The following is a 24,206-nucleotide window of genomic DNA, read 5'->3' on the forward strand; positions in this document are numbered from 1 at the left end:
CGAAGGGCCGGGAGAGGACAATGACTGATTACAAGCTGCTGATTGGCGGCAGGCTCGTCGATGGCGACATGACGATGGACGTGATCAATCCGGCCACGGGCACACCGTTCTGCACGGTCCCCCGCGCCAGCACCGCGCAGGCTGACGCCGCCATTACAGCGGCAAAGGCGGCGGTGCCGGGCTGGGCGGCAGTCCCGTGGGCGGAACGACAGGCAAGGCTAATCGCGCTCGCTGATGCCATTGCTGCCCGCAAGGACGAGATTGCCCGCGCGCTGACGATGGAGCAGGGCAAGCCGCTGGCAGAGGCGCAGGGCGAACTGGCTTGGACCGATGGCTATCTGCGCCATTACGCCACGCTGGAACTGCCTGACCGCGTCATTCAGGATGATGAGGCCGGATACATCGCGGTGAAGCACCGGCCGCTTGGCGTCGTCGTCGGGATCATCGCGTGGAACTTCCCGCTGCTGGTTGCTTGCTGGAAAATCGGCCCGGCGGTGCTCGCGGGCAATGCCATCGTCCTCAAGCCTGCGCCCACAACGCCGGTCTGTGCGCTGATCCTTGGCGAAATCTGCGCGGAAGTGTTCCCGGCAGGCGTGGTCAACGTCATCACCGATGCCAACGACCTTGGCCCGCATCTGACCGCACACCCTGATGTCGCCAAAGTCGGCTTCACCGGCTCCACCGCCACTGGCAAGCGCATTGCCGCAAGTGGTGCCAATACGCTCAAGCGCGTAACGCTCGAACTTGGCGGCAATGATCCGGCCATCGTGCTTGAAGACGTGGACGTGCGCGAAACTGCCCAAGCCATCTTCGGCAATGCCTTCCTCAACAACGGGCAAGTCTGCCTTGCGATCAAGCGTGCCTATGTTCACGCCGATATCTATGATGCGATGTGCGCCGAACTCGCCCGTTTGGCTGAGGCCGCCGTGGTGGATGACGGTTTGCAACAGGGCACCCAGATCGGCCCAATCCAAAACGCGATGCAGTTTGAAAAGGTGAAAGGCTTCCTCGAATCTGCCCGCGCCGAAGGCACCGTTGTGGCAGGCGGTGAGGTGATGGAACGCGCCGGATATTTCATCCGCCCCACCATCGTGCGCGATGTTACCGACGGTGACCGCATCGTGGACGAAGAGCAGTTCGGCCCAATCCTGCCGGTGATCAAGTTTGACGATATCGAGGATGTGATCGCCCGCGCCAATGCCAGCGAATATGGCCTTGGCGGTTCGGTCTGGTCAAAGGACGTGGGCCGTGCCGCCGATATTGCCGCGCGCATCGAAAGCGGGCAAGTATGGGTCAATCAACACATTGCTATCGGCCCGCACATCCCGATGGCCGGGTTTAAGAACAGCGGCCTTGGTGTTGAACAATCGGTCGAAGGGCTTGCCGAATACACACAGACGCAAGTGGTGAACATCAAGCGATGACGCAGCTTTCCTATGCCAAAGGCGCGGTTGGTGAACCGCTGCTGGAAAAGACCATCGGACAGGCCCTGCGCGATGCAGCCGCGCAGTGGGGCGGGGACCTTGCCCTTGCCTCGCGCCATCAGGGTGTGCGCTGGACTTGGGCGGAGCTTGATGCCGAGGTTGATCGCGTCGCCACTGGCCTGCTTGATAGAGGCGTGGCGAAGGGTGATCGCGTCGGCATCTGGGCACCCAATTGCGCCGAATGGACGGTGCTGCAGTTTGCCACGGCAAGGATCGGGGCGGTACTCGTCACCATCAATCCGGCCTATCGCACCAGTGAAGTCGAATATGCGCTGAACAAGGTCGGCTGCACATTCCTTGTCAGCGCCGCCCGCTTCAAGTCCAGCGATTACGTGGCGATGCTGCGCGAATTGGGTTCAGAAAAGCTGCCTATGCTGCGCAGCATTGTGGTGTTGGGGGAAGAGGCGCCTGAAGGCTTCGAACCGTGGGAAGCTTTGCGCGCACAGGCAGATCCGGCACGGCTTGCTGCGGCGGATGCCACGCTTGATACGAACGATCCGATCAACATCCAGTTCACCAGCGGGACTACCGGCTTCCCGAAGGGTGCGACGCTTACTCATCGCAACATCCTCAACAACGGACATTTCACCGCCCGCACGATCAAGCTGACGCACAAGGACCGCGTCTGCATACCGGTGCCGCTTTACCACTGCTTTGGCATGGTGCTGGGCAATCTGGCCGCGCTCGCCAGCGGTGCGGCGATGGTCTATCCCGGTGAGGCGTTCGACCCGAAAATGGCGCTGGATGCCGTGCAGGCCGAAGCCTGCACCGCGCTCTATGGCGTGCCCACGATGTTCATCACGATCCTTGCACAGCCCGATCTTGACGCATGGAACGTCAACACGCTGCGCACAGGCATCATGGCCGGATCACCGTGCCCGGTGTCCACGATGCGACAGGTCATGGATCGCCTTAACATGCGCGAGGTGACCATCGGTTATGGCATGACAGAAACCAGTCCGCTCACCACGCAGACTGCCACCGATGATCCGATCGAAGAGCGCGTCGGCACGGTTGGCCGCGTTCACCCCCATGCTGAAGCCAAAGTAGTCGGCCCGAACGGTGAAACGCTGCCCATCGGAGAGCAGGGCGAATACTGTTCGCGCGGCTATGCCGTCATGCTTGGCTATTGGGACGATCCGGCCAAGACCGCCGAAGCGATCGACGCCGATGGCTGGATGCACTCGGGCGATCTGGCGACGATGGACGCGGGCGGCTACATCCGCATTACCGGGCGCATCAAGGACATGATCATCCGCGGGGGCGAGAATATCTATCCGCGCGAGATTGAGGAATTCCTGCTCACCCACCCGGCGGTGCAGGATGCGCAAGTCTTTGGCGTGGCGGATGAAAAGTATGGCGAGGAAGTCTGCGCCTGGCTGATCCCACGGGCTGGGCAAGTCCTTGCCCCGGATGATGTGCTGGCCCACTGCAAAGGCAGCATCGCGCATTACAAGGTGCCGCGCCATGTTCGGATTGTCGAAGCCTTTGCAATGACCGTCACGGGCAAGGCGCAGAAGTTCGAAATGCGCAAGATTATGGAAGCGGAACTGGCCAACTGAAGGCCCGGCAGGCGTTAAGGATTTGTGCGTAGTCCCTTGGTAAGCAAATGCTTGCCGGTTGTGGTTAACACCGGCTCAATGAAAAATGAGTTGGGGGTCTAAAACCATGTCGCGCTCCGCATCCATCATGCTCACCGCTGCGCTGGCCGCAGTGCCGGCGCAGGCTTTGGCTGAAGGTGTTGTCTCATCTCAGGCTGATTGGCGTCTGGCCGAAGCTGGCAGCACCGCGCTTGTTTCTGCCGGTAAGCAGCAGTCGGGCGCCATGCTTGGCGTGCAATGCGATGCCAACGATATGCGCGGGCGTCGGCTGATCTTTGGTGCCTATCGCAACGAGGACGGCTCCGGTCTGCTCCGAGCGCTCACCACCACGCGGCCCAAGGTCATCAACATCTCGGTTGAATCCCAGTCCGCCTGGGCCGAATTCGGCGTAGCGCTCGAAGGCAGGGGGCAACTCAGCCAAACCGGCGTTGCCGATTATGTCGCAGGCTATCTCTCGGCAGAGCAGTACAACCTGATCCGTTCGGCCCGTTCGCTGACGATCAAGGTTGGCGAAAAGGTCTTCTGGTTCACTGGCAATGGCTCGCTCACCGCCACCAATGCGCTGGTCTGCGGCGGCGCATCACCGATCCGTGCGAGCCGCATGGCTGTGGAAAGCACAAGCCGTCCCAGGCCGCCGGTCCAATCACGTTGGGCCTTTGCCCCCGGTCTGCTTTCGCCTGATCCGGCGCGCGGCAGCTATCAGGCGTTTTCGTCGGTATCGGGCTTCCCCGGCAATGAACTGGCCAGCTTCAATTTCGAAGTCACCTGCCGTGCCGGGCAGCTTCATGCCATGTTCCGCAACGGCGCGGTGCATGCCAGCGTAAAGGACGCTGCGGGCCAGAATGCCCTCGCGTTCATGAAATCCGTCAATGGCCCGGCCAACACCGCCGAAGTCTATGCCAAAGGCCAAATGCTCGCCCGCTTCCCGGTGGAGCCGGGCAAGGACGGCAAAGGCCACCCGCTTTCGGCCAAGGAACTGCAGGCGCTGATGAAGTTCGATCAGATCGTTGTCGCCGGACAGACCACCACGGTGGAATTTGGCAGCAAGGAAGGCCCCTCCAGCATTCTCGCGCTGGCGCAGGCCTGCGGCGCTTCAAAGCGCAGTTAACTGGCCGTCGCAACCTTGGCAAAGCGCGCCAGATCGCGCGGGGCCAGTTGCAAGGTGCGGTTGTTCGGCACGGAAACGGTGAGCGCGTAAAACGCGCGTGCGTCGGCTTCGGACAGGCCCATGTCGCGATAATAACGCTCATAGGCGGTGCGGGCCGGATCATCGGCGCGCGCCGCGCTGGCATCGCGCCCATCGGCTGAAAGCCACGAATGCACGGCAAAGCGTGCGTCGGCTGCTGCCTTGCGTTTTGCTCCGGCTAGGAAAATGTCCACCGCTCCTGATCGCACCGAAGCGCCAGCGGGCGCAATCGTCGCAATGCCATGCTGGCGGATCATCCGGCCAAGCCGCAGATTGGCGATGTCATCGCGCGTGCCGGGGCAATCGACCAGTTCAAGGACACGGATCGCGGGATAAGCCTCGATCATCGCAAGGAATGCCGACGGTGAGCTACCATCGGTAACGCCCACCAACCGGGCCTTGTCGGCCGAGACCACCGTGAATGGCCCGAACTGCGCTTGCTTGACTGTAACCGGGCCCTTGGCAGGCGCAGCCATCGGCACAGCCAGCGCAAGGCTGGCACAGGCAAACACAATGGCGGCGCGAATGGTCATGTCACCATATGATCATGCCGCGCTTAGCGCCAACCCAAGAAACGAGGTTAAGCCCGCACTAACACTTAGGCCCGTTTCAGATCATTCGGGCAGGATTGACCAGCCGTTCAAACGTCGCTTCATTTACCAGACCCAGCTCTAGCGCCGCTTCGCGCAGGCTCAGGTCATGCTCAAGCGCATGCTTGGCAATCTTCGCTGCATTGTCATACCCGATTTCCGGCGCAAGCGCGGTGACCAGCATTAGCGAGCGTTCCACCAGTTCCCCGATCCGACGCCGGTTCGGCTCAATCCCCTCCACACAGCGCGTGGCAAAGCTTAGCATCGCCACCGACAGCAGATGGATTGAGCGCAACACCGCCGCACCGATCATCGGCTTGAAAACATTGAGTTCCAGATGCCCCTGAAGCCCGCCAACCGTTACTGCTTGATGATTACCGATCACTTGCGCGGCCACCATCGTCAGCATTTCAGCCTGCGTGGGATTGACCTTTCCGGGCATGATCGAACTGCCCGGCTCATTGGCCGGAAGTTCCAATTCGCCAAGGCCGGAGCGCGGACCGGAGCCGAGCAGACGGATGTCATTGGCGATCTTCGTAAGTGCCACGGCCAGTGTCGAAAGCGTGCCAGAAAGCTGAACCAGCGGATCGTTTGAGGCAAGGGCTTCAAATTTGTTTGGCGCCGTCACGAAGGGCAGACCTGTGATCGACGCGATTTTGGATGCAATGTCTTCGGCAAAGCCTTCAGGTGCATTCAGCCCGGTGCCAACCGCAGTTCCCCCTTGCGCAAGGGCGTGTAGGTGCATCTCGGTGCTCTTCAGAAACGCATCCGCATTGGCCAGTTGCTGGGCATAGCCGGAGAACTCCTGCCCCAGCGTCAGCGGCGTGGCATCCTGCAAATGTGTGCGCCCGATCTTCACCAGATCCTTCCAAGCCAGCGCCGCACTGGAAAGGCTTCCGCGCAACCGCCCGAGCGCCGGATAGAGATCGTGGTGCAGGGCGCTTACCGCAGCAACATGCAGCGCGGTGGGGAACGTGTCGTTGGAAGACTGCCCCATGTTCACGTGATCATTGGGGTGCACCGGACTTTTCCCGCCCCGTTTGCCGGTCAGCAGTTCATTGGCGCGGCCCGCAATCACCTCGTTGACGTTCATGTTGGACTGCGTACCGCTGCCGGTTTGCCAGATCACCAGCGGAAACTGGTCGTCAAGCGTACCTGCGGCCACTTCAGCAGCCGCTGCCTCTATCGCATCGGCAATTTCGGGCGGCAAGCCGTGCAAGCGGTTGACCCGCGCCGCTGCCTGCTTGATCAGCGCCAGCGCCCGAATGACGCCGGTCGGCATACGCTCAGCCGAGCCGAACGGGAAATTCTCAATGCTGCGCTGCGTTTGTGCACCCCAGTAGCAATCCGCAGGAACATGCACGGCGCCAAGGCTGTCGATTTCTGTGCGATAATTTGTCATCTGCGGTCCAGCAAATGGTCGACAGTATCCCCTGTAGTGTCAGCCACACGATGGATTGCGTCCACCTCGCGTTCAAGCGCGTCGCGCAGTTTTTCGATCTGAGCCTCTGTCAGATGTTCGATCCCCACAAAGCCATCGCGTGCCTTGTCGAGTGCGCGGATCAGTTCATCCAGCTTGGCCTGCATCGCTGCAGCATCGCGGTTTTGGCTGTTCTGGATCAGGAATACCATCAGGAAGGTCACGATGGTCGTGCCGGTGTTGATCACCAGTTGCCAGGTGTCGCTCCATGCAAACAGGGGGCCGGTAAAGCCCCACACAATAATGATCGTGAGCGCGAGGATGAAGGTCCCGGCTTGTCCCGCCCAGACAGAAACCCGATTGGCAATGTTGGTAAAAGCCTGATCCATATCCCTCAATCTCTGCTTTCATGGTCCGGGTAGCATCTTTACCAGAACGCCCGATAAGTTTTGCCGTTCCTTTTGCCTGATCGGCCGATGCGTCATTTAACGTAGCAATGAAGGCTTGCGTCGTCGCTACGCTCGTGTCTCTAGGAAAACCGGGTCAGACAGGAGAAACCGTGTGATGCGGGCCGCGTTAAAACAAGGCGTGCGGATGTGATGACGCGATCCGCTCTGCCTGCGCCGCGTGCCCTGCTTGCGTCAGGCGAAATCGCAAAGGCGCTAGAGGCTGCGGGAGCTGCACTTACGCGCGACCCTACCGATGCCGATGCGGGATTTGTGGCGGCCATGGCATTGGCGGAAACCGGCAGGATATCCGACGCTTTGAAGGCAATGGGCGCGGTCGTTCGGGCTGTGCCGAAAAACCCGGAATACCTCTCGCAGCACGCACGCATCCTGCTGACAGCTCGCCGCGAAGCCGATGCGCTGAATGCTGCCCGGGCGGCAGCAGCGTGTGATCCGGTTGATCCGCTGGTGCTCGATACCATCGGCTGTGTCTTCGCCCGGCTCGGCGCACATGATGAGGCGATGCCGCTGTTCGAACAGGCTGTTCGTGCGCAGCCCGACGTTCTGGATTATCGCTTTAATCTGGCCAGCACGCTGGGATTTTTCGGCCGTGTAGATGATGCCGCAAAGAACTATGAGGCCATTCTCGAACGTGATCCTGCGCACGGCCGGGCGCACCTCGGTCTGGCGGGATTGCGCCGGAAAGCGCAGCCCGATGGGGTTGCACGGATTGAAGCAGTGCTGGCCAAGATTGCTGATCCGCTGGAGAAAGTGCGGCTTCATTATGCGGCGGCAGCGGCGCTGGAAGACATGAAGGCGCATGATCGCGCCGTCGACCATCTGGCTCAGGGCAATGCTATCCATCGCGCGCAGCTGGCCTATGATATGGCTGATGATGCGGCTGTGTTCGATGCCATGCGCCAGACATTTGCCGGTGAGTTGCCACTGTTGCCCGACAGCACACTCACCGATGCGCCGCTGTTCGTGGTGGGCCTGCCGCGTACGGGCACCACACTGGTTGACCGGATCATATCATCGCACCACGCCGTTACCTCTGCCGGAGAACTGCAGGCGATGCCGCTGGCGGTGAAGCAACAGGCAAAAACGCCGTCGCGCCTCGTGCTTGATCCTGAAACGGTTACGGCCACGCGGGGCGGTTCGGCACAGGCTCTGGGCGAGCTGTATCTCGCCCGTGCACGTCAGAATGCCGGAGCGCAAAGCCCTCGCTTTACCGACAAATTTCCGCTGAACTTCCTGTACATCGGTTGGATCATGCAGGCCTTTCCCCATGCCAAAGTGCTGTGTTTGCGGCGCGGGGCGATGGACAGCGTCTGGTCCAACTACAAGCACCTTTTTGCTATTGGATCACCCTACTATCGCTGGTCCTATGATCTGATGGATACCGCCCGCTACGTGCTGGAATTCCAGCGACTTATGTCGTTCTGGCGGCAACGTTTTCCGGGCCGGGTGCACGAGGTTACCTATGAATGGCTGGTGGCCGATCAGGAAGCGAACACGCGCAAGATGCTGGCCTATTGCGGGCTGGGTTGGGATCCGGCTTGCCTTGATTTCCAGAATAACACCGCCGCGGTCGCCACCCCCAGCGCCCAGCAAGTGCGCGAGCCGATCAATTCCCGAGCCGTCGGCCGATGGGGATCCTATGAACGTCATCTTGGCGAGGTGATGGACTTTTTCACTGCCAACGGAATCCCGCTCGACTGATCCTGCATTCGCAAAAAAGGGGGCCGCTGTCTGGTTGAGACAGCGGCCCAGTCCTTCGCAGGAAACAAATTCGTGCCACCGTCCCGGCCTACAGAATGCAGGCCGGGTAACCGGGCATCAGAACTTCACGAAATACTCGATCCCGATCTTGCGCGGGGCGATCACGGCGTTGCTGTAGTAGCGCGAAACGACGCCATCGTTGATGATCCGGCGCGAAAGGTCTTCGCCGACCGACGACACTGCAAACTTGTTGAACAGGTTGTCGACATAGAGGCGCACCTCGTATCTGTCGCGCCGGTAGCCGATCGAGCCCCGCGCCAGAATGTAATCCGGGATGACTTCCCCACCCGCACGCGCGCCAACGCGTGACAGAACTTCACCCTGATAGGTTGCGGTCAGATTGGTCGACAGAACGGCATCGGCTCCGACTTGTGCATTATACGTCATGCCAAGGCTGCCGGTATGGCGCGCGGTTCCGGGAAGGCGATCACCCGAAAGTACATCGACGCGGATGTTCTTGGGCCTGTCCGATAAAACCTGATTGCGGATGGTCAGCAGGCGAGGGACATCCTGCGTCAACTTGGCATCGTTGTAGGAGTAGCTGCCGCTGATCGTCAGCCCGTCCACCGGTCGCGCGTTGAAGGTGGCTTCTATACCCTTTGAAACGGCTGCCCCACCGTTTGCAGTAATGCCTGCCACGCCGTATTGGGTTTGCGATGCAAGCTGAATGCCCTGCCATTTGATGTGGTAGCCCGAAAGGGTTGCCTGCAGTTTTCCGCCAAACAGCGTGGCGCGGATGCCAATTTCCTTGTTCTCGGTCGAATCAGGGCCAAAGAACTGTTCGTTGGGAAGGGCGCAGGCGTTCTGGAAATCATCGAGATTTCCTTCGGGGCATGCTGGAACGCTGTTAGGCCCACCAATGCGATAGCCTTCGCTGTATGTTGCATAGAGCATCAGATCAGGCGTGATCTTGTAGGATGTGTTGAACTTCAGCACCACCCCGTCCTGTCCGGAATCCCCGCCGCCGGTATCGAACCGCAGCACCGGAACCGGTTCCAGCAGCGGCAGGGTGATCCCGCCGTTGGTGGTGGCGTCGTAATCGAAGTAGCGGCCGCCTGCCGTTACCTGCCATTGCGGCGTGATTTCGAACGTCGCCTCGCCGAACACGGCCTTCTCGGTCACCTTGCTATCGTTGAAGCTGGCATACTCGATGGGCTCGGGATAAGCGGGCGAGTAGTTGACCGTGCCGAAGATGAATTCGGGCAGGCCAGGAGTGACTTCGCGATAGGTGCCGCTTGATTTGCGCTGGTTGTAAAAGCCGCCAACCACCCAGCTCAGCGGTCCGCCATGGGTCGATACAATGCGAACTTCCTGATTGAACTGCTTGATTTCGGTGGCTGCGCGGGTGAATCCTGAAAATTCGGGCAGCAACTCATAGCCATAGTCGAGGTCCAGCAGAAGGTCAGTCACATCTGCCGAACTGCGCAGCTTCTGCTGCGACCAGGCCGTTGCCGAAACGATCTGCGCAATGTCGCCCACGTCGATCTGCACTTCGCCGCTGATCAGGTGGACTTGACGGTTCGACGGTTCAAGATACCGCTGCGCTGCTTCATAGCGCCCGGTGCCGAACACGCCTGCACTATTGATCTGCCGACCGTTCGTTTCGGTCTTCTGATAGGCGTAGTTTACAAAGACGCTGACGTTTTCTGACGGAAACAGGCCCAACGTGTTGCGCGTGGTAAAGGTGCGCTCGAAATTGGCGTCCTTGTAGGTATATAGGTTAGCCGCGATCTGCTCGGGCGTTCCCAAAGGTGCCGTCCGCGAAGTGGCGGGACCGCCGGGTTGAGGCAGCGAAACGCCCGGCTCACGCAGCAGCGCGATATAATCGATGAATCCGGGATCGTTGTAATATCCGAAAGTGGAACGCAGCGCGATCTTGTCTTCGATGATCGGAATGTTGAACGTGGCGTCAACCTGGAAGCCCGGATCATCGGCTTGCGCAACATCATACACGCGGCCGTGGAAGTTGGCTTCCCACTTCGTTGCATTAGGCCGGTTGGGGATGTAGCGAATGGCCCCTGCCAGCGTGCCCACGCCATACAGTGTGCCCTGTGGGCCAAGCAGCGTTTCCACGCGGGCAATGTCGAGCAGCTTGAAGTCCTGATAGAGCGGGACTTCCCCCAGATAGAGAGCAACGGCGCTATCGGTGTTGTTACCGGTAGTGCCGGTATCGCCTGCCGAAAGGCCGCGCATCACGATCGTGCCGGTTGAACGTGGGCCAGTATCCAGGATTGTGATACCCGGCGTGAAGGCCGCAAGCCCGCGGACATCGTCAATGCGCTTCTCGGCAAGGTCCGCGCCAGAAACTGCTGTGATGTTGATCGGCACATCTTGCAGTGAAACCGCACGGCGTGTTGCCGTGACCACGATTTCCGAACCCGCTTCTTCGGCCGTTTCCGCCTGCGGAATGTCTTGCGCAAATGCAGGTAAGGAGGCCACGCCTACAATGGCCGTGGCAGACAGCAGTGCTGCGCGCGTGAAAGAAAAGTGCATTGCAACCCTCATTGTTTTGTTCGTCGTCGCCAAACGCAGGTTCACCCTGATTTCGGCTGGTCTTTTTGGCTGAAATCGTAACCCGTCACAGCGGCACCCGTTGTGCTTGGCCCCGATAACCTCTTCGTCTTGGCTGGGAATAAGCAGTTGCAAAAAGCGACACATGCGCAATTTGGCGTAGGCTTCGCCAAGGCCAGCGGGTTTGGCCCCAACGGGCATACGTAAATCGGCCCATCCTCGGCAGGCCCTTGCAGGCGCACTATCCTCTGATGAGGAGGTCATGGGTTATCGCGATTTGTCGCTGTGCCGAGTCATCGGATAACCGTCGTCGGCTGACCGAGGCACTTTTTGCAGATAATGCTTCCGATCACGCACAAGGGCTTGCATGACCATGGCCCGCGCGGCTTCTGTACTTCCCGAACGCCGGTCCTACGGACAATGGGTTTCCACCCAGACTCGCAACGATCACGCACTTCGCTACACGCCAGACGATGCGCGCCAATGGAGCGCGACAACCGTTCTGCAAACTGCGCTGGGTGGCACCGCATTTCTGGCGTGTGAGGCGGCGGGGGCATCGATTACCCTGCTCCATGGAGTGCCGGTTGCCATTGCTGCAATCGCCACGGCCTGCTTGCTGATGTTCATGACCGGCTTGCCGATTGCGATCCATGCTGCACGGCGCGGTCTGGATATCGATCTTTTGACGCGCGGGGCCGGTTTCGGTTATCTCGGATCGACCCTGACATCGTTGATCTACGCCGCGTTCACCTTCCTGTTTTTTGCGGTTGAGGCAGGCATCATGGCGGTTGCGATACGCGCAGCCACGGGTCTTCCGCTGCCGCTAGGCTACATCATCAGCGCTCTGATCGTCATTCCGGTGGCGCAATATGGTCTGTCCGCGATGGCGCGGTTCCAGGTGTGGACGCAGCCGCTGTGGATCGTGCTGCAATTGCTTCCGGTGGCATACCTGCTGGTTCGCGGTGACGTCGTGCTTGATCAGTGGGGAGAATTCACCGGAATCTATGCCACGCGGCCCCCGCTGATTGCGTTCGGCCTAGCTCTGTCCCTGCTGCTCTCGCTGCTTCCGCGCATCGGCGTGCAGGCAGAATTCCTGCGCTTTTTGCCAAGGCAGGAAGTCATCGGCGCACGCCGTTGGTGGACTGCTGTCGTGCTTGGCGGGCCGGGTTGGGTATTGGTTGGTGGGGCGAAGATGCTGCTCGGCTCTATGCTGGCGGCCTGGGCTGTGTCTTCAGGCGTCTCGCCAATCCTGTCGGAATCCCCCACGGGCATGTTCCGCCATGCTTATGAACCGCTGGTCGGCAGCCCTCGCGCGGCGCTGCTGATGGCCGCGCTGCTGATCGTGGTTTGCCAGACCAAGGCTAATGTCGCCAATGCCTATGCCGGGTCGGTGGCATGGTCGAGCTTCTTTTCCCGCCTTACGCAGAGCCATTCGGGCCGGGTGGTGTGGCTGCTGTTCAATGCCGGGCTCGTTGCCATCATGCTGCTGTTCGGCATCACGCAATCTATGGAAGCTGTCCTGCTGTTCTATGCCAGCCTTGCAGCAGGCTGGATTGGGGCACTTTCGGCCGATCTGATGATCTCGAAACCGCTAGGCCTGCGCCCGGCAGAGCTCGAATTTCAGCGGGCCTATCTCTACGATATCAACCCGGTGGGCATCGGTGCGATGCTGCTGTCGATCACTGCATCCGCCCTGTGCCAGCTTCACCTGTTCGGCCCTGTGGCGCAGGCGCTGGCGCCTCTGATCGGCCTTGGCGTAGCATTCACCGCAGCCCCGCTCATCGCTGCTATCACCCGCGGGCGCTTCTATCTTGCCCGCAAACGCGAAGCTGGCGACATGAGCGAGCCCAGATGTGCGGTGTGCGAATGCAACTATGAACCGGCTGATACCGCCCATTGTCCGCTTTATGCCGGGCCGATCTGCTCCACCTGCTGTTCGCTGGAAACGCGCTGCCACGATATGTGCAAGCAAGGTAGCCGGGCCACGCAGCAAGTGACCAATCTGGCCGAATGGCTGCTGCCACGCCGTCTGGCACGCTACGTTCATACCACGACAGGCCACTTTGTCGGCGTGATCGGTGCGTTCACGCTGGCCAACATGCTCGTGATCGGACTGATCGGGCGTGAATATGCGCGCACACACCCGGCACTCACCAGCCATGTCTGGGCCATCCTGCTGGCGGTGTTCATCGTGTTCTTCTTCATGTCAGGCCTTGGTAGCTGGATCATCGTGCTGGCGCATCAGAGCCGCCGCGCTGCGCAAGAGGAAACGCGCCGGCACTTGGCCGAACTGCAGCAGGAAATCGCCGCGCACGAGGAAACCGATGCCGCGCTGCAAAAAGCGCGCGAAGTGGCCGAAGCGGCCAATGCCGCCAAGAGCCGCTATCTCGTCTCGGTCAGCCACGAAATCCGCTCGCCGCTCAATTCGATCTATGGCTATGCCCAATTGCTCGAACGCGGCAGCGATCTGAAGCCCGAAGAGGCGGGCAAAGTGATCTGCCGGTCGAGCGAGCACCTGTCGAACCTTGTCGATGGCCTGCTCGATATCGCGCAGGTCGAAGCGGGCGTGCTGCGTCTGTCGCGCGATACCATTCGCCTACCCGCCTTCGTTGAACAGATCGCCAATATGTTCCGCCCGCAGGCCGGCGCAAAGGGTGTGAAATTCACGCTCGATGTGCCTAAATCACTCCCCGAATTTGTACGGGGTGATCAAAAGCGCTTGCGGCAGGTGCTGATCAACCTGCTGTCCAATGCCATAAAGTTCACACCCTCAGGCTCTGTGACACTGCGCATCGGTTGGCGGGGCGAAATCGCCACGTTCGAAGTGATCGACACCGGCATTGGCATCGCGCCCGAAGACATGGACCGCATTTTTGTAGCGTTCGAACGCGGCAGCAGCAAATCGGCAGCAGGCCAACCGGGCATCGGCCTTGGCCTTGCGATCACCTCGACGCTGGTCCACGTGATGGGCGGAGACCTCAGCGTGGAAAGCGAACCGGGCAAGGGCACGCGCTTTGCGCTGAGGTTGATGCTGTCTCAGCCCGTGACCCAACCGGTGCAAAGCCACCGCGCCGAAGTGATCACCGGTTATCAGGGCGCGCGCCGCACCGTGCTGGTGGCCGATGATGATGCGGCGCAAGCCGCCGTGATCGAAAACCTGCTGCGCCCGCTGGGGTTCACCGTGATCGGCGCGCGCGATGGCGAAACGGCCATAGTGCTTGCCGCCGCTTCGCGACCTGACATCGCACTGCTGGATATCTCGATGCCGGGCAAGAATGGCTGGGAAACCGCAGCCGCCTTGCGCGCGGCGCATCGTGATGCGTTCCGCATTGTTATGGTTTCAGCCGATGCTCACCAGTTCCGCCGGGGCGGCGATGGCCATGATCCGCACGACATGTTTCTGACCAAGCCGATTGAACTTGATAACCTGCTGGACGCCCTGTCTTGGCAACTGGATCTGACGTGGACCGTGGCCGATGGGTCACCACGCCGCACCCCGCCTGCAAATGCAGGGATCGAACTGCACTTGCCCGCCGCCGCCCTGCCATTCGTGCCCGAGATCGAAGGTCTCGCACGGATCGGCAATGTCAGGGCAATCCAGACCCGCCTGTCCGAACTTGAGGATGCCGTACCTGATGCAGCCCGCTTTGTCGCCCACCTCCGCACCTGCCTTGAATGCTTCAATTTCAAGGGGTTACGCGAAGCCCTTCGAAGTGGCGTCGTCCACACCGGATAGTGAGGCCATTGGCCGGGACACCGTGTTGGTGGTGGATGACAACCCGGAGTCCTTGCACTTCCTGATCGATACGATCGAGCGAGCGGGCATGACCGTGCTGATCGCCACCAATGGTGATGATGCGCTCGAATTGCTGGGCCATGTCGCGCCGGATCTGATCCTGATCGATGCGATCATGCCGGGCCTTGATGGCTTTGATACCACCCGCGCAATCAAGAAGCAGCCGCGCCTTGCCGATATTCCGGTGATCTTCATGACCGGCCTGACCGAGACCGAACACGCCGTGCGCGCGCTTGAGGCAGGCGGGGTTGATTACGTGCGCAAGCCGCTGGCGATTGAGGAATTGTTGGCGCGGATGCGGGTACACTTGTCGTCCGCGCGGGTTTCGCAGTCGGGCCGAAGCGCGCTGGATGCCACAGGGCGGCATCTCTTGGCCGTAACGGCTGAGGGGAACCTACTGTGGGCCACACCGCAGGTTGAACATCTGCTGGAACGGTTGGGCAGCAGCGATTGCCTGCCCGAAGCTTTCACTGCGCCGCTTGCACGCTTGTTGGTGCCGGACGAAAATCCCGGAATGTCGTTGCGGTTTGAGGCGGGCGGGCACACCATCGAACTCGTGTTGGTGGGCTCGATGCGCAGCGATGAAGTGCTGGTGCGGCTGAACGTCATCCGCGAAGGGGCCGAAGTCGAACTGCTGCGCAATCGCTATGGCCTGACCCAGCGTGAGGCCGAAGTCCTGCTGTGGATCAGCTATGGCAAGCCGAACCGCGTCATCAGCGAAATCCTCGGCATCAGCCCGCGCACGGTGAACAAGCATCTGGAACAAGTGTTTGAAAAGCTTGGCGTTGAAACCCGCGCGGCCGCAGCGGCCTTTGCGGTGCGGACGATTACCTGAACCGGGCGACGGTATCTCGCCTCACGCAGTGAAGTTCGATAGGCTGCATTTCATGCGAAACACGCTCCATTGTTACAGCGCTCTCCTGTTCGCCCTGCTGGCAAGCCCTTCTGCCGCCTCTGCGCACAGTCATGACGTCACCATCATGCGCGACACTTGAGGGGACATTCGATTCTGGCCAATGGCCTGCCACCTTTGACACGTTCGGCCCTAATCCGCGCGGCGATCATGTAATGGATTTGCTGGGCAAAGCCAAAGGCTTGACGCTCGAAAGCCTGCATGCGCTGGCCTATGATCCGCAAATGCCGCTGTTCGATGATCTCATCCCCGGGCTTGCCGTCCCAGCTGCAGGAGACGCGCTGGCAGGCCCCGTGGCGCTGCTCAAAGGGTGGGATCGACGCTGGACCGAAGAGTCTGACGCCATGAGCCTTGCGCACTATTGGGCCGAAGACTTGCAGACTACAGTGCGTGCAAAAATGCCCAAGCATGCCAATGTCTTCGCCGAAATACGCAAGACTTCACCTGCAGAACGCGCTGCCGCCCTTGAGCGTGCGATGGCCAAGTTGACGGCGGACTTTGGCAGCTGGAAAGTGCCATGGAGGCTGGTCAATCGCTATCAGCGCGTAACGTCCGATATCGTGCAGCCCTTCTCAGACGACAAGCCGAGCGTGCCGGTGGTGTTCGGGTCAGCGCGCTGGGGTTCGCTCGCTTCGTTCGGGACCAAGCAATATCCGGGGACAAAGCGCTGGTATGGCACGAGCGGGAACAGCTTTGTGGCCGTGGTGGAATTCGGACCGCGCGTAAAGGCCTTTGCCGTTTCGTCTGGCGGGGCAAGTGGGCGGGAAAAATCGCCGCATTTCAATGATCAGGCTGCGCTCTACGCCGCCGGAAAGCTGCGCGAGGTGTACTTTTATCTGAACGACACCAAGATGCACCTAGAGCGCACCTACAAGCCCTGAAGGTGCTCCCGCGCGCTTTGCAGGTCGTCTGGCGTGTCGATATCGAGAGCGAGGTGGGCGGGCAGATCTACGGCGGGTGCATCGGCTAGCAGCACGCCCGCACCCTTGTCTCCGACCAGCGCCTTGAGTGCCGCGAAATGTGCGCGACCGAAAATCGCTGGCACCATGTTTCGTCCATCGACTTGCGTTGCGATTTTGTAGCCATCGAACTGCGCGATCAGTTCTGCAAAGTGCGCAGGTGGAATGAGCGGCATATCTGCCAGCGCGAACAGCGCAGCGTCGACATCGCGGAGTGCCGCAACGGCGGTGGCAATCGAGTGTGAAAGGGGGGCGTCGGGGGGATCAAGCAGCAGGCGGGAAAAACCCGGAAGATCAGGCGTCTGCGTTGAGCAGACGGCGATGCTCTGCGCGTGAGGCAAAGTGCTGAGGCTGTCTGCGGCATGGCGCGCTAACGGTTTCCCCGCCAACGTCGTGCCCAGTTTGCCGCCACCAAAGCGGGTGGCTCGCCCTGCGGCGAGCAGGATGATCGCAATTCGAGGAATGGTCACCGCAATGTTGCGGCGGTGAGGGGCTGGCCGGTCCAGTAGGAGAAGTTGGCCAAAGCATTGTATTCCGTAACAATTTCTCCAAGGATCGAGAGTGCCAGAGTTGCCGGATCGCGCGTGGCGGGGATAAGGCCGATGTGCCCGCGTAATTGGCCGATGACCCGCTCATCCATACCGACCGCGCGGAGAGCCGCAAGCCGCGCCGCGTGGGTGCGGCGGCTACCGATGGCGCCATGATAGAAGGCGGGTAGCGCAAGCGCTTGCGGCAGAAGCAATTCTTCCCAATCGCGCCCATGAAACAGGAACACGATGGCTGTCCACGGATCGGTTGCGATCTGTGGTAGAGCCTTGCGCGTGGGTAAGGTGATGGCCGCAATGCTCGATTGCTCCAGCAGACGCTGTGTCCCGCCATCGGGTGTCAGCGCGGTAACTTGGGTGCCGAAAGCTTTGGAAAGCTGGCAAAAAGCGGTGAGGTCTTCCCCCTGGCCAAGCGCGATTACCCGCAGTGGCGGCTGATAGACCAGCGTAACCTCCCGGCCATCCCAGCTTTTCTGCGCCATCGCGTCGGCCAGAGTCGCCCGATCACAGTCAACCCGAAGCGCCGCAGCCTCCCGCTTGTCGAGCAAGTCCAATGCGGCGATAATGGCTTCGGGCGCGGGGCGCGGGGTGAACAGCAAGTCGATCCCGCCGCCGCAGGGCAGGCGGATGTCGATATAGGGCGAACCGATGCCATAGCGCACGACGTGGCCCCAGCCATCGGCCAGCGTTTCAAGCGCTTCGGTGGCGACCGCATCTTCGACACAGCCGCCCGAAAACGATCCGATCCGCCGTCCATCGGCGGCAACCGCCATCTGCGTGCCGACGCTGCGCGACGCGCCGCCCTCGATCCCGACCAGCGTTACCAGCACGCACTCAACCCCCTCCGCTGCGCGTGCAGCAAGGAAGCGGAGGATATCGAGGGGTGTCGCTGCGACCATCAGGTGCGCGCTATACCATCTCCAATGGCAGACGGCGATGCCGTTTACCAGTCAACGAGTAGATTGCGTTGGCCAGCGCTGGAATGACCGGGGGCAGGGCCGGTTCGCCGAGGCCGGTGGGCGGAAAATCGGTCTTCACAAACTCTACTGCAATCTCGCGCGGGGCGGCATCGATCCGCATCAGCGCAAAATCGCCGAAGTTTTCAGCGGTGATCGCGCCGGCTTCCTGCACGATCTTCTGGCCGATCATGGCCTGACCCAGACCTTCGATCACGCAGCCATGCGCCTGATTGAGTGCATTGAGCGGGTTGATGATGTGCGCGCCGATGTCGCCCGCCACCCACACCTTGTTCACCTTCACCGCGCCACCTTCCATCGAGATGTCCACGACTTCGGCAAAGTATCCCAAGTGGCTGAAGTAGAACCCGAAACCGCGCCCCTTTTCACGGCCCTTCCAGCCTGCGGATTTGCACACCGCATCGATCACGCCGCGCGCGCGGCCGGTGTGGAACTTCGCCCTCTCGCCCGGAAGTTCGCGCGCTTCGCCCAGTGTCCGGCGCATGAGTTCGGGCAAGTCGATCCCGGCAGCTTCGGCGACTTCATCAAGAAACGACTGGAACACAAAGGCCATCGCGTTTGATGAAGGCGCGCGCAGCCAGCCGGTGGCCAAGTTGGTGGCCATGTAGGTGACGCCAAGATCAACGTTCGGCACGACGGGCGCTGGATATTCGCCGGAAGCCATTTGCGCGGCGCGGATCGGCTTTCCATCTGTGCCGAAGGTTGCGAAGTGATCCTTGAACGCGACCAGCGCTCCGTCCGCAGCGAGGCCTGCAGTCAGGCGGTGCCACCCTGCAGGGCGGTAGAAATCGTGGCGGAAATCATCCGTGCGGTCGAACAGGACTTTGACCGGTTTGCCCGGCATCGCCTTTGCGACCTGGCCTGCGATCACCATGTAATCGTTGAGCAAGCGTCGCCCGAACCCGCCACCGATGCGGGTGAGGTGGATCGTCAGGTCATCGGGCGTGAGGCCGCAGAACTTGGCGGTTTCGTTGCGGCCATTGGCGGGCGACTGGCTTGGTGCCCAAAGCTCCAGCTTGCCATCCTTGAACAGCCCGGTGCAGTTTTGCGGTTCCAGCGAGGCGTGGGCGAGGAACGGATAGTCATAGTCGGCCGTGATCACCTTGGCCGCCTTGGCCAGTGCGGCATCGGGATCACCTGCTTTGAACACGCTGGTCTGCGGGGTTCCGGCCACGATCTTGGCAGCGTCTGCTTCGTACTTGGCGGTGGAGAAGCCGGTGACGGTGGCATCATCCCACTTCACGGCCAGCTTTTCGCGCGCTTTGCTGGCCTTCCACCAGCTGTCCGCCACGATCACCAGAGTATCGCTCTTGCCCTCGGGTACAAAGCCGCTGTTGACCGCGACAACGCCCATAACGCCGGGAATGGCCTTGACCGCCGCATCATCGAACGAAGCGACCGTGCCGCCGTGCGCTGGGCATTTGACGACCGCGCCGTGGGCCATACCGGCTACGCGCGTGTCGATCCCGAACAGCGGTTCACCCTTGACAATTTTGGGAACGTCCACGCCGGGTTTGGATGTGCCGATGATCTTGAAGGCAGCAGGCTCTTTCAGCGTGACCTTGGCCAGATCGGGCGGTGTCTGCCCTGCGGCATCCTTGGCCAGCGAGGCGTAAGTGGCGCTTTTGCCAGACGATGCCTGAAGCACAGCGCCCTTGGCGGTCGAGAGCGTGGCAGCATCGACGCCCCACTTCTTTGCCGCAGCCATGACCAGCATTTCGCGCGCAGCCGCCCCGACTTGCCGCATCGGCAGCCAGTTGCGCGGCGTGGCGGTGCTGCCACCGGCCACTTGCGGGCCATAGCGCTTTTCGTCAGCGTCGGTCTGTTCGATGCGAACCTGTTCCCACGCGAGGTCCATTTCCTCGGCGATGAGCATCGGCAGCATGACCTTTACGCCTTGGCCGATCTCGGGGTTCTTTGCGCCGATCGTGACGGTGTTGTCGGCATTGATGCGCACGAAGGCGTTGAGCACGTCTGCAGGGGCCGTGCCGGAAGCAGCAGACAGCACGACCGACGCATCGAGCGTCAGCACCGCGCCGCCTGCCACCGAGGCAAAAAGGAAAGAGCGGCGCGAAACAGAGACAGGCCCGGTCATGCCAGTTGCTCCGCATTGGTAGCAGGTGAGGGTAAGGCCGCTGCATCGGCCATTTCGGCGGGCAGGCCCGCAGCCTTGCGGATGGCGGCGCGGATACGCAGGTAGGTGGCGCAGCGGCAGATGTTGCCGCTCATCCAGCCGTCAATATCATCAGGCGTGGGCTTCGGGTTCTGTTTCAGCAGCGCGGTGGCCGACATGATCTGTCCGGCCTGACAATAACCACACTGCGGCACGTCAAGCGCGGTCCACGCATCGGCCACACGCTTGCCCAGTTCATTGGTGGCGATGCCTTCGATCGTCGTCACCTGCTTGTCCGCAGCATCGGCAATCGGTGTCTGGCAGGAGCGGACCGCTTCGCCATCGAGATGAACAGTGCAGGCTCCGCACAGGCCAGCGCCGCAGCCGAACTTTGTGCCGGGCATGTCAAGGTCCTCCCGCAGGACCCAGAGCAGGGGCTTATCAGCCTCTGCCTCGACCGTGCGTTTGCGGCCATTGACGGTGAAAGAGACGCTCATCGTGTTGTTTCCTTGGACAAAGCGAATCCGATCGTCGCTGCATTGCCTGACCCGCAGGCTGTTGCGACGGAAACTGAACAGAGGGGTGCTTTGGGTCAAGCGCCTTGTTCGGCATCTTGGGGTCACTTGCTGCAAATGGGGCCTTGAGGGCAGGTCATTGCTCTTGGCGCACCTGCAATCTTGGTGTTATGCGCGTGACATATGCCCGCACAACTGGATCTTGCCGATACCGAACTGCCGTCTGCTCCGCGTCCGGGGACATATGCGCGTGGCACAGAAACCGTCGATGCGATCATTCAAGCCGCACTGAGGGTGCTGATTGACGAAGGATCGGGCGCTTTCACGATCCGCCGTATCGCGACCGAATGCGGCATGAAAGTTGGCAATGTCAGCTACCATTTCCCCAAGAAGGAACTGTTGGTCCAGACCCTGCTAGACGATATCATCAGCAGTTATGACAAGCTGCTGGAGCGCACAGTGCGGCAACCCGGCCTTGATGCCGAAGAGCGTTTGCGCCTGATCGTGGTGCTGTGTCTGGATGATATCGCGGGCAAGCGCACCACGCGGCTATTCCCAGAATTGTGGGCGCTGGCCAATCACAACGAGTTCGTGGCCGACCGGGTGCGCGTCTTCTACCAGCGCGTGCACGATTTCATTTCGGAATATGTGGGCCAACTCAATCCGGTGCTGGATCACCAGCAAGTGCGCGATGTGGCCTTGTTCATCAGCGCATCGATGGAAGGCGCGACCCCGTTTCTCGGCTATGAAAAGCCATGGGCAGACCGGATGTCAGCCTTTACCGCGATTGCTGCGCACAGTCTGGTGCATCTTGCCAAAACGATCACTCCGGCGCAGATTGCAGGTGTAGCCAACCGGGCTTGACCGTCAAACACGGGTTAGGGCCATACCTGCGTCGGGACTGCAGACGTGATGCCCAAGGTTTTCATTCGCACCTGCAACAAGGCCCTTGACCGAATCTGGACAATCGTCAAGCCTTGGGCCACGCAGGGGACTGGCGACAGGTAGCGGGGGCCATGATGACGTTTATCGGCGCAGGTAAGAACAGGCTCGGAAGTAAGCTGGCATCGCGTGCCGTGGGGCTTGCCTTGGGCGCATCTGCGATTGCGGGGACCTTCGCATCGCCGCTGCTGGCCGAAACCATGGTTGAGGCCGAAGAGGCCGAAGTCAACACGATCGAACCGCCCAAGCCGAACTGGTTCTTTGTGCGTGGTGGCTGGGGCTCTGCCGGATCGAGCATTTTCGACGCAGGCACCGGCAAGATGATTGGCATGGTCTCCACCAGCCGGGATTCCGATCTCGCCATCGATCCTGACGGCAAGTTCTATTACGTGGCCGAAACAATGTGGACCAAGGTCAACCGTGGCACGCGGATGGATCTGGTTTCAGTCTATGACAGCAAAACGCTAAAGCTGGTTACCGAAATCCCTACGCCGGGCCGCCTGATCATCGGCGGGTTCAACACGAACTTCGTGTTGAGCGATGATGGCAAGACAGCCTACGATTACAACTTCGATCCGGCCTCGTCGGTCAACGTGATCGACATGGTCAAGCGCAAGTTTGTGCGCGCGATTGAATTGCCGGGTTGTGCCAGCCTCATTCCCAATCCCGGCGTTGGCTTCTCAGCGCTCTGCGCCGATGGCACACTGGCCACCGTGGCGGTAAAAGGGGCAGCGCAGGACATCACGCGCACGGCAGAGTTCTTTGACGCTGCCGCTGATCCGATCTTCTCCAATGTGGTCTATGATCGCAAGAAGAAGCTGGCTGTGATGGTGAGCTACACCGGACAAGTACGCACTGTGGCCATGGGTGCCACGCCGGTGGTCAGCGCGCCGTTCTCGATCCAGGAAGCTGGCGGTATGCACGCTGCTGATGTGAAGCCACTGGACATTGCATGGTATCCAGGTGGGATGCAGCCGACCGCCTTGCACCGGCCCACCGGCATGCTTTGGGTGCTGATGCACAAAGGCGAATACTGGAGCCACAAGGAAGGGGCTGAAGAAATCTGGGGTCTGGACCTTGCCACCAAGAAAGTGGTCAAGCGCTACCCGGTCAAAGGCCATCCGCGAAACATCGAGATTACGCAGGATGACGCGGCACTGATCATGGTCAATGGCATGGAAAACAATGCGATGATCATCGATTCCAAGACGGGCGAGACCAAGCACGAGATCGAAAACGCAGGCGGCGGATTGATCACGGTGGTCGAACCGAAGTGAGCGAGCCTGTCAACACGACCCTTGCAATCTGCGGCGGTGTCGCGGCGGTCGGCAATGGTCTGGTATTTCTGACAGCGGGCATTGGCAAGCTGCGCAATCGCCGGGTCTTTCCGGGCGTGGTTGCCAACTACCGGCTCCTGCCCGAAAAGCTGATCGGCCCGATTGCGGCGGCACTGCCCGTGGCCGAAACGCTGATCGGTGCCGCGCTTGTGGGCGGGGTTTGGCTTGCGGTGTTTCCGGCCAGCGCTTTGCTGATCACCTTTGCTGCGGCAATGGCGGTGAACATCGGGCGGGGGCGGGCGCATATCGATTGCGGCTGCGGACGCTCTGAACTGCGGCAGCCGCTCAGCCGCACGCTGGTGCTGCGCAATCTGGTGCTGGCGGTGTTGTTGATCCCGGCGCTGTTTGCGCTGCCGCTGTTTGGCTCACTCGAATGGGGCCTTTCGCTGGCAGGCGGGCTGGCGCTCTACTTGATGACCTTGCTGGTCAATGCGCTGGCGGCGCTGGCTGCAGGGCCTCTGGCAGTTGAAAGGAATTCGCGATGATGACCGCGCTGATCGTGGGGCAAGTGCTTTCATGGATGGTGATCATCGCACTGGTCGTGGCCTTGCTCGCGCTGGCCCGGCAGGTGGGCGTGCTGCACATGCGTGTTGCGCCAGCCGGAGCATTGCAGACCAGCGGCGGGCCTGCTGTTGGGGGAAAGGCACCTGCCGTGCCAGCGCGCACGCTGGAAGGCAAAGACGTGATCGTGGGCGGGCCAGCCAAGAACGTGCCTTTGCGGCTGCTGATGTTCGTTTCGGCCACATGTCCGCTGTGCAAGGGCCTGATCCCGGCCGCGCGCTCCTTCGCCAAGGATGAGCGGGTGGAACTGACATTCGTTGGCGATGATACGGTGGATGCACAGCAAGGATTGATCGCCGCACAGGGGCTTGAGGACTACCGCTTTATCAATGGCCCGGAAGTGGGGCAGGCGTTCGAAGTGGGCAAGCTGCCCTATGCGGTGCTGCTCGATGCCGAGGGCGTGATCCTGTCCAAGGGCCTGGTCAATAGCCGCGAGCATCTCGAAAGTCTGGTTGTGGCCCACGAACTGGGCATAGCGACCGTGCAGGATTACATTTCGGGCCTGAAAAAGGCTGTTGCAGCATGATT

General features: G+C 60.9%; 19 protein-coding genes. 11 read left to right on the forward strand and 8 right to left on the reverse strand.

The window, feature by feature from the left end; translation table 11 throughout:
• Window positions 1-20: 20 nt before the first annotated feature.
• The 3 genes from AC2A1F_RS14285 to AC2A1F_RS14295 all read left to right on the forward strand — a co-directional run bounded on the left by AC2A1F_RS14285 (window position 21) and on the right by AC2A1F_RS14295 (window position 4,193).
• On the forward strand, window positions 21-1,424 hold the full coding sequence (locus tag AC2A1F_RS14285; RefSeq protein WP_484209428.1) for an aldehyde dehydrogenase family protein: 1,404 nt from the start codon (window positions 21-23) through the stop codon (window positions 1,422-1,424).
• Entirely contained in the window at window positions 1,421-3,046 is a 1,626-nt protein-coding gene (locus tag AC2A1F_RS14290; protein WP_484209429.1) for an AMP-binding protein, read from the forward strand. The genes AC2A1F_RS14285 and AC2A1F_RS14290 overlap by 4 nt, the downstream gene beginning before the upstream one ends.
• 106 nt (window positions 3,047-3,152) lie before the next feature.
• Window positions 3,153-4,193, forward strand: coding sequence for a hypothetical protein (locus AC2A1F_RS14295; RefSeq protein WP_484209430.1), 1,041 nt, complete (start codon window positions 3,153-3,155; stop codon window positions 4,191-4,193).
• On the opposite strand, the gene AC2A1F_RS14300 is transcribed toward AC2A1F_RS14295, so the two are convergent.
• The 3 genes from AC2A1F_RS14300 to AC2A1F_RS14310 form a co-directional block, all read right to left on the reverse strand.
• Window positions 4,190-4,804 carry a hypothetical protein gene (locus AC2A1F_RS14300; RefSeq protein WP_484209431.1) on the reverse strand — a complete coding sequence of 205 codons (615 nt, stop codon included), beginning with the start codon at window positions 4,802-4,804 and terminating at the stop codon, window positions 4,190-4,192. The genes AC2A1F_RS14295 and AC2A1F_RS14300 overlap by 4 nt on opposite strands.
• A gap of 76 nt (window positions 4,805-4,880) precedes the next feature.
• Window positions 4,881-6,263: a class II fumarate hydratase gene (fumC, locus tag AC2A1F_RS14305; RefSeq protein ID WP_484209432.1), complete on the reverse strand. Its 1,383-nt coding sequence runs from the start codon at window positions 6,261-6,263 to the stop codon at window positions 4,881-4,883.
• The gene (locus tag AC2A1F_RS14310; RefSeq protein ID WP_484209433.1) at window positions 6,260-6,670 is read right to left on the reverse strand and encodes a low affinity iron permease family protein; all 411 of its coding nucleotides are present in this window, start codon (window positions 6,668-6,670) and stop codon (window positions 6,260-6,262) included. Before AC2A1F_RS14310 ends, fumC begins: the two co-directional genes overlap by 4 nt.
• A 210-nt stretch (window positions 6,671-6,880) precedes the next feature.
• Between AC2A1F_RS14310 and AC2A1F_RS14315 the strand changes: the two genes are divergently transcribed.
• Window positions 6,881-8,449 (forward strand): tetratricopeptide repeat-containing sulfotransferase family protein, encoded by a 1,569-nt coding sequence (locus AC2A1F_RS14315; protein ID WP_484209434.1) that lies wholly within the window; start codon window positions 6,881-6,883, stop codon window positions 8,447-8,449.
• Between the two features lie 117 nt (window positions 8,450-8,566).
• Here AC2A1F_RS14315 and AC2A1F_RS14320 read toward each other — a convergent pair whose 3' ends face one another.
• Window positions 8,567-11,002, reverse strand: coding sequence for a TonB-dependent receptor (locus AC2A1F_RS14320; protein ID WP_484209435.1), 2,436 nt, complete (start codon window positions 11,000-11,002; stop codon window positions 8,567-8,569).
• Window positions 11,003-11,387: 385 nt separating this feature from the next.
• Between AC2A1F_RS14320 and AC2A1F_RS14325 the strand changes: the two genes are divergently transcribed.
• The 3 genes from AC2A1F_RS14325 (at window position 11,388) to AC2A1F_RS14335 (ending at window position 16,610) form a co-directional block, all read left to right on the forward strand.
• Window positions 11,388-14,756, forward strand: coding sequence for a hybrid sensor histidine kinase/response regulator (locus AC2A1F_RS14325; RefSeq protein ID WP_484209436.1), 3,369 nt, complete (start codon window positions 11,388-11,390; stop codon window positions 14,754-14,756).
• Window positions 14,734-15,651 (forward strand): response regulator, encoded by a 918-nt coding sequence (locus AC2A1F_RS14330; RefSeq protein WP_484209437.1) that lies wholly within the window; start codon window positions 14,734-14,736, stop codon window positions 15,649-15,651. The genes AC2A1F_RS14325 and AC2A1F_RS14330 overlap by 23 nt, the downstream gene beginning before the upstream one ends.
• A gap of 131 nt (window positions 15,652-15,782) precedes the next feature.
• Window positions 15,783-16,610 carry a penicillin acylase family protein gene (locus tag AC2A1F_RS14335; RefSeq protein WP_484209438.1) on the forward strand — a complete coding sequence of 276 codons (828 nt, stop codon included), beginning with the start codon at window positions 15,783-15,785 and terminating at the stop codon, window positions 16,608-16,610.
• Here AC2A1F_RS14335 and AC2A1F_RS14340 read toward each other — a convergent pair.
• From AC2A1F_RS14340 to AC2A1F_RS14355, 4 genes are read right to left on the reverse strand one after another with little or no spacing between them, the layout of a single operon-like run.
• Window positions 16,598-17,158 carry a nucleotidyltransferase family protein gene (locus AC2A1F_RS14340; protein WP_484209439.1) on the reverse strand — a complete coding sequence of 187 codons (561 nt, stop codon included), beginning with the start codon at window positions 17,156-17,158 and terminating at the stop codon, window positions 16,598-16,600. The genes AC2A1F_RS14335 and AC2A1F_RS14340 overlap by 13 nt on opposite strands.
• Window positions 17,155-18,132: an XdhC family protein gene (locus AC2A1F_RS14345; protein WP_484209440.1), complete on the reverse strand. Its 978-nt coding sequence runs from the start codon at window positions 18,130-18,132 to the stop codon at window positions 17,155-17,157. The genes AC2A1F_RS14340 and AC2A1F_RS14345 overlap by 4 nt, the downstream gene beginning before the upstream one ends.
• Before the next feature lie 10 nt (window positions 18,133-18,142).
• A complete protein-coding gene (locus AC2A1F_RS14350) occupies window positions 18,143-20,305 on the reverse strand; it encodes a xanthine dehydrogenase family protein molybdopterin-binding subunit (RefSeq protein WP_484209441.1) in 2,163 nt (720 codons plus the stop codon).
• Window positions 20,302-20,820, reverse strand: a complete 519-nt coding sequence (locus AC2A1F_RS14355) for a (2Fe-2S)-binding protein (protein ID WP_484209442.1) — start codon at window positions 20,818-20,820, stop codon at window positions 20,302-20,304. The genes AC2A1F_RS14350 and AC2A1F_RS14355 overlap by 4 nt, the downstream gene beginning before the upstream one ends.
• A gap of 201 nt (window positions 20,821-21,021) precedes the next feature.
• Between AC2A1F_RS14355 and AC2A1F_RS14360 the strand changes: the two genes are divergently transcribed.
• The 4 genes from AC2A1F_RS14360 (at window position 21,022) to AC2A1F_RS14375 (ending at window position 24,204) form a co-directional block, all read left to right on the forward strand.
• Window positions 21,022-21,702, forward strand: a complete 681-nt coding sequence (locus tag AC2A1F_RS14360) for a TetR/AcrR family transcriptional regulator (protein ID WP_484209443.1) — start codon at window positions 21,022-21,024, stop codon at window positions 21,700-21,702.
• Window positions 21,703-21,854: 152 nt separating this feature from the next.
• On the forward strand, window positions 21,855-23,057 hold the full coding sequence (locus AC2A1F_RS14365; RefSeq protein WP_484209444.1) for an amine dehydrogenase large subunit: 1,203 nt from the start codon (window positions 21,855-21,857) through the stop codon (window positions 23,055-23,057).
• On the forward strand, window positions 23,054-23,602 hold the full coding sequence (locus AC2A1F_RS14370; protein ID WP_484209445.1) for a MauE/DoxX family redox-associated membrane protein: 549 nt from the start codon (window positions 23,054-23,056) through the stop codon (window positions 23,600-23,602). Before AC2A1F_RS14365 ends, AC2A1F_RS14370 begins: the two co-directional genes overlap by 4 nt.
• Entirely contained in the window at window positions 23,602-24,204 is a 603-nt protein-coding gene (locus AC2A1F_RS14375; protein WP_484209446.1) for a thioredoxin domain-containing protein, read from the forward strand. Before AC2A1F_RS14370 ends, AC2A1F_RS14375 begins: the two co-directional genes overlap by 1 nt.
• Window positions 24,205-24,206 lie beyond the last annotated feature (2 nt).

The organism is Novosphingobium sp. HNCC26BN242 (assembly GCF_057180525.1).

Coding starts and splice junctions, on each gene's coding strand:
- AC2A1F_RS14345 (WP_484209440.1), bottom strand. CDS start 18,132: ATGGTCGCAGCGACACCCCTCGATATCCTCCGCTTCCTTGCTGCACGC.
- AC2A1F_RS14360 (WP_484209443.1), top strand. CDS start 21,022: ATGCCCGCACAACTGGATCTTGCCGATACCGAACTGCCGTCTGCTCCG.
- AC2A1F_RS14295 (WP_484209430.1), top strand. CDS start 3,153: ATGTCGCGCTCCGCATCCATCATGCTCACCGCTGCGCTGGCCGCAGTG.
- AC2A1F_RS14355 (WP_484209442.1), bottom strand. CDS start 20,820: ATGAGCGTCTCTTTCACCGTCAATGGCCGCAAACGCACGGTCGAGGCA.
- AC2A1F_RS14320 (WP_484209435.1), bottom strand. CDS start 11,002: ATGCACTTTTCTTTCACGCGCGCAGCACTGCTGTCTGCCACGGCCATT.
- fumC (WP_484209432.1), bottom strand. CDS start 6,263: ATGACAAATTATCGCACAGAAATCGACAGCCTTGGCGCCGTGCATGTT.
- AC2A1F_RS14375 (WP_484209446.1), top strand. CDS start 23,602: ATGACCGCGCTGATCGTGGGGCAAGTGCTTTCATGGATGGTGATCATC.
- AC2A1F_RS14350 (WP_484209441.1), bottom strand. CDS start 20,305: ATGACCGGGCCTGTCTCTGTTTCGCGCCGCTCTTTCCTTTTTGCCTCG.
- AC2A1F_RS14365 (WP_484209444.1), top strand. CDS start 21,855: ATGATGACGTTTATCGGCGCAGGTAAGAACAGGCTCGGAAGTAAGCTG.
- AC2A1F_RS14285 (WP_484209428.1), top strand. CDS start 21: ATGACTGATTACAAGCTGCTGATTGGCGGCAGGCTCGTCGATGGCGAC.
- AC2A1F_RS14300 (WP_484209431.1), bottom strand. CDS start 4,804: ATGACCATTCGCGCCGCCATTGTGTTTGCCTGTGCCAGCCTTGCGCTG.
- AC2A1F_RS14315 (WP_484209434.1), top strand. CDS start 6,881: ATGACGCGATCCGCTCTGCCTGCGCCGCGTGCCCTGCTTGCGTCAGGC.
- AC2A1F_RS14325 (WP_484209436.1), top strand. CDS start 11,388: ATGACCATGGCCCGCGCGGCTTCTGTACTTCCCGAACGCCGGTCCTAC.
- AC2A1F_RS14310 (WP_484209433.1), bottom strand. CDS start 6,670: ATGGATCAGGCTTTTACCAACATTGCCAATCGGGTTTCTGTCTGGGCG.
- AC2A1F_RS14335 (WP_484209438.1), top strand. CDS start 15,783: ATGACGTCACCATCATGCGCGACACTTGAGGGGACATTCGATTCTGGC.
- AC2A1F_RS14290 (WP_484209429.1), top strand. CDS start 1,421: ATGACGCAGCTTTCCTATGCCAAAGGCGCGGTTGGTGAACCGCTGCTG.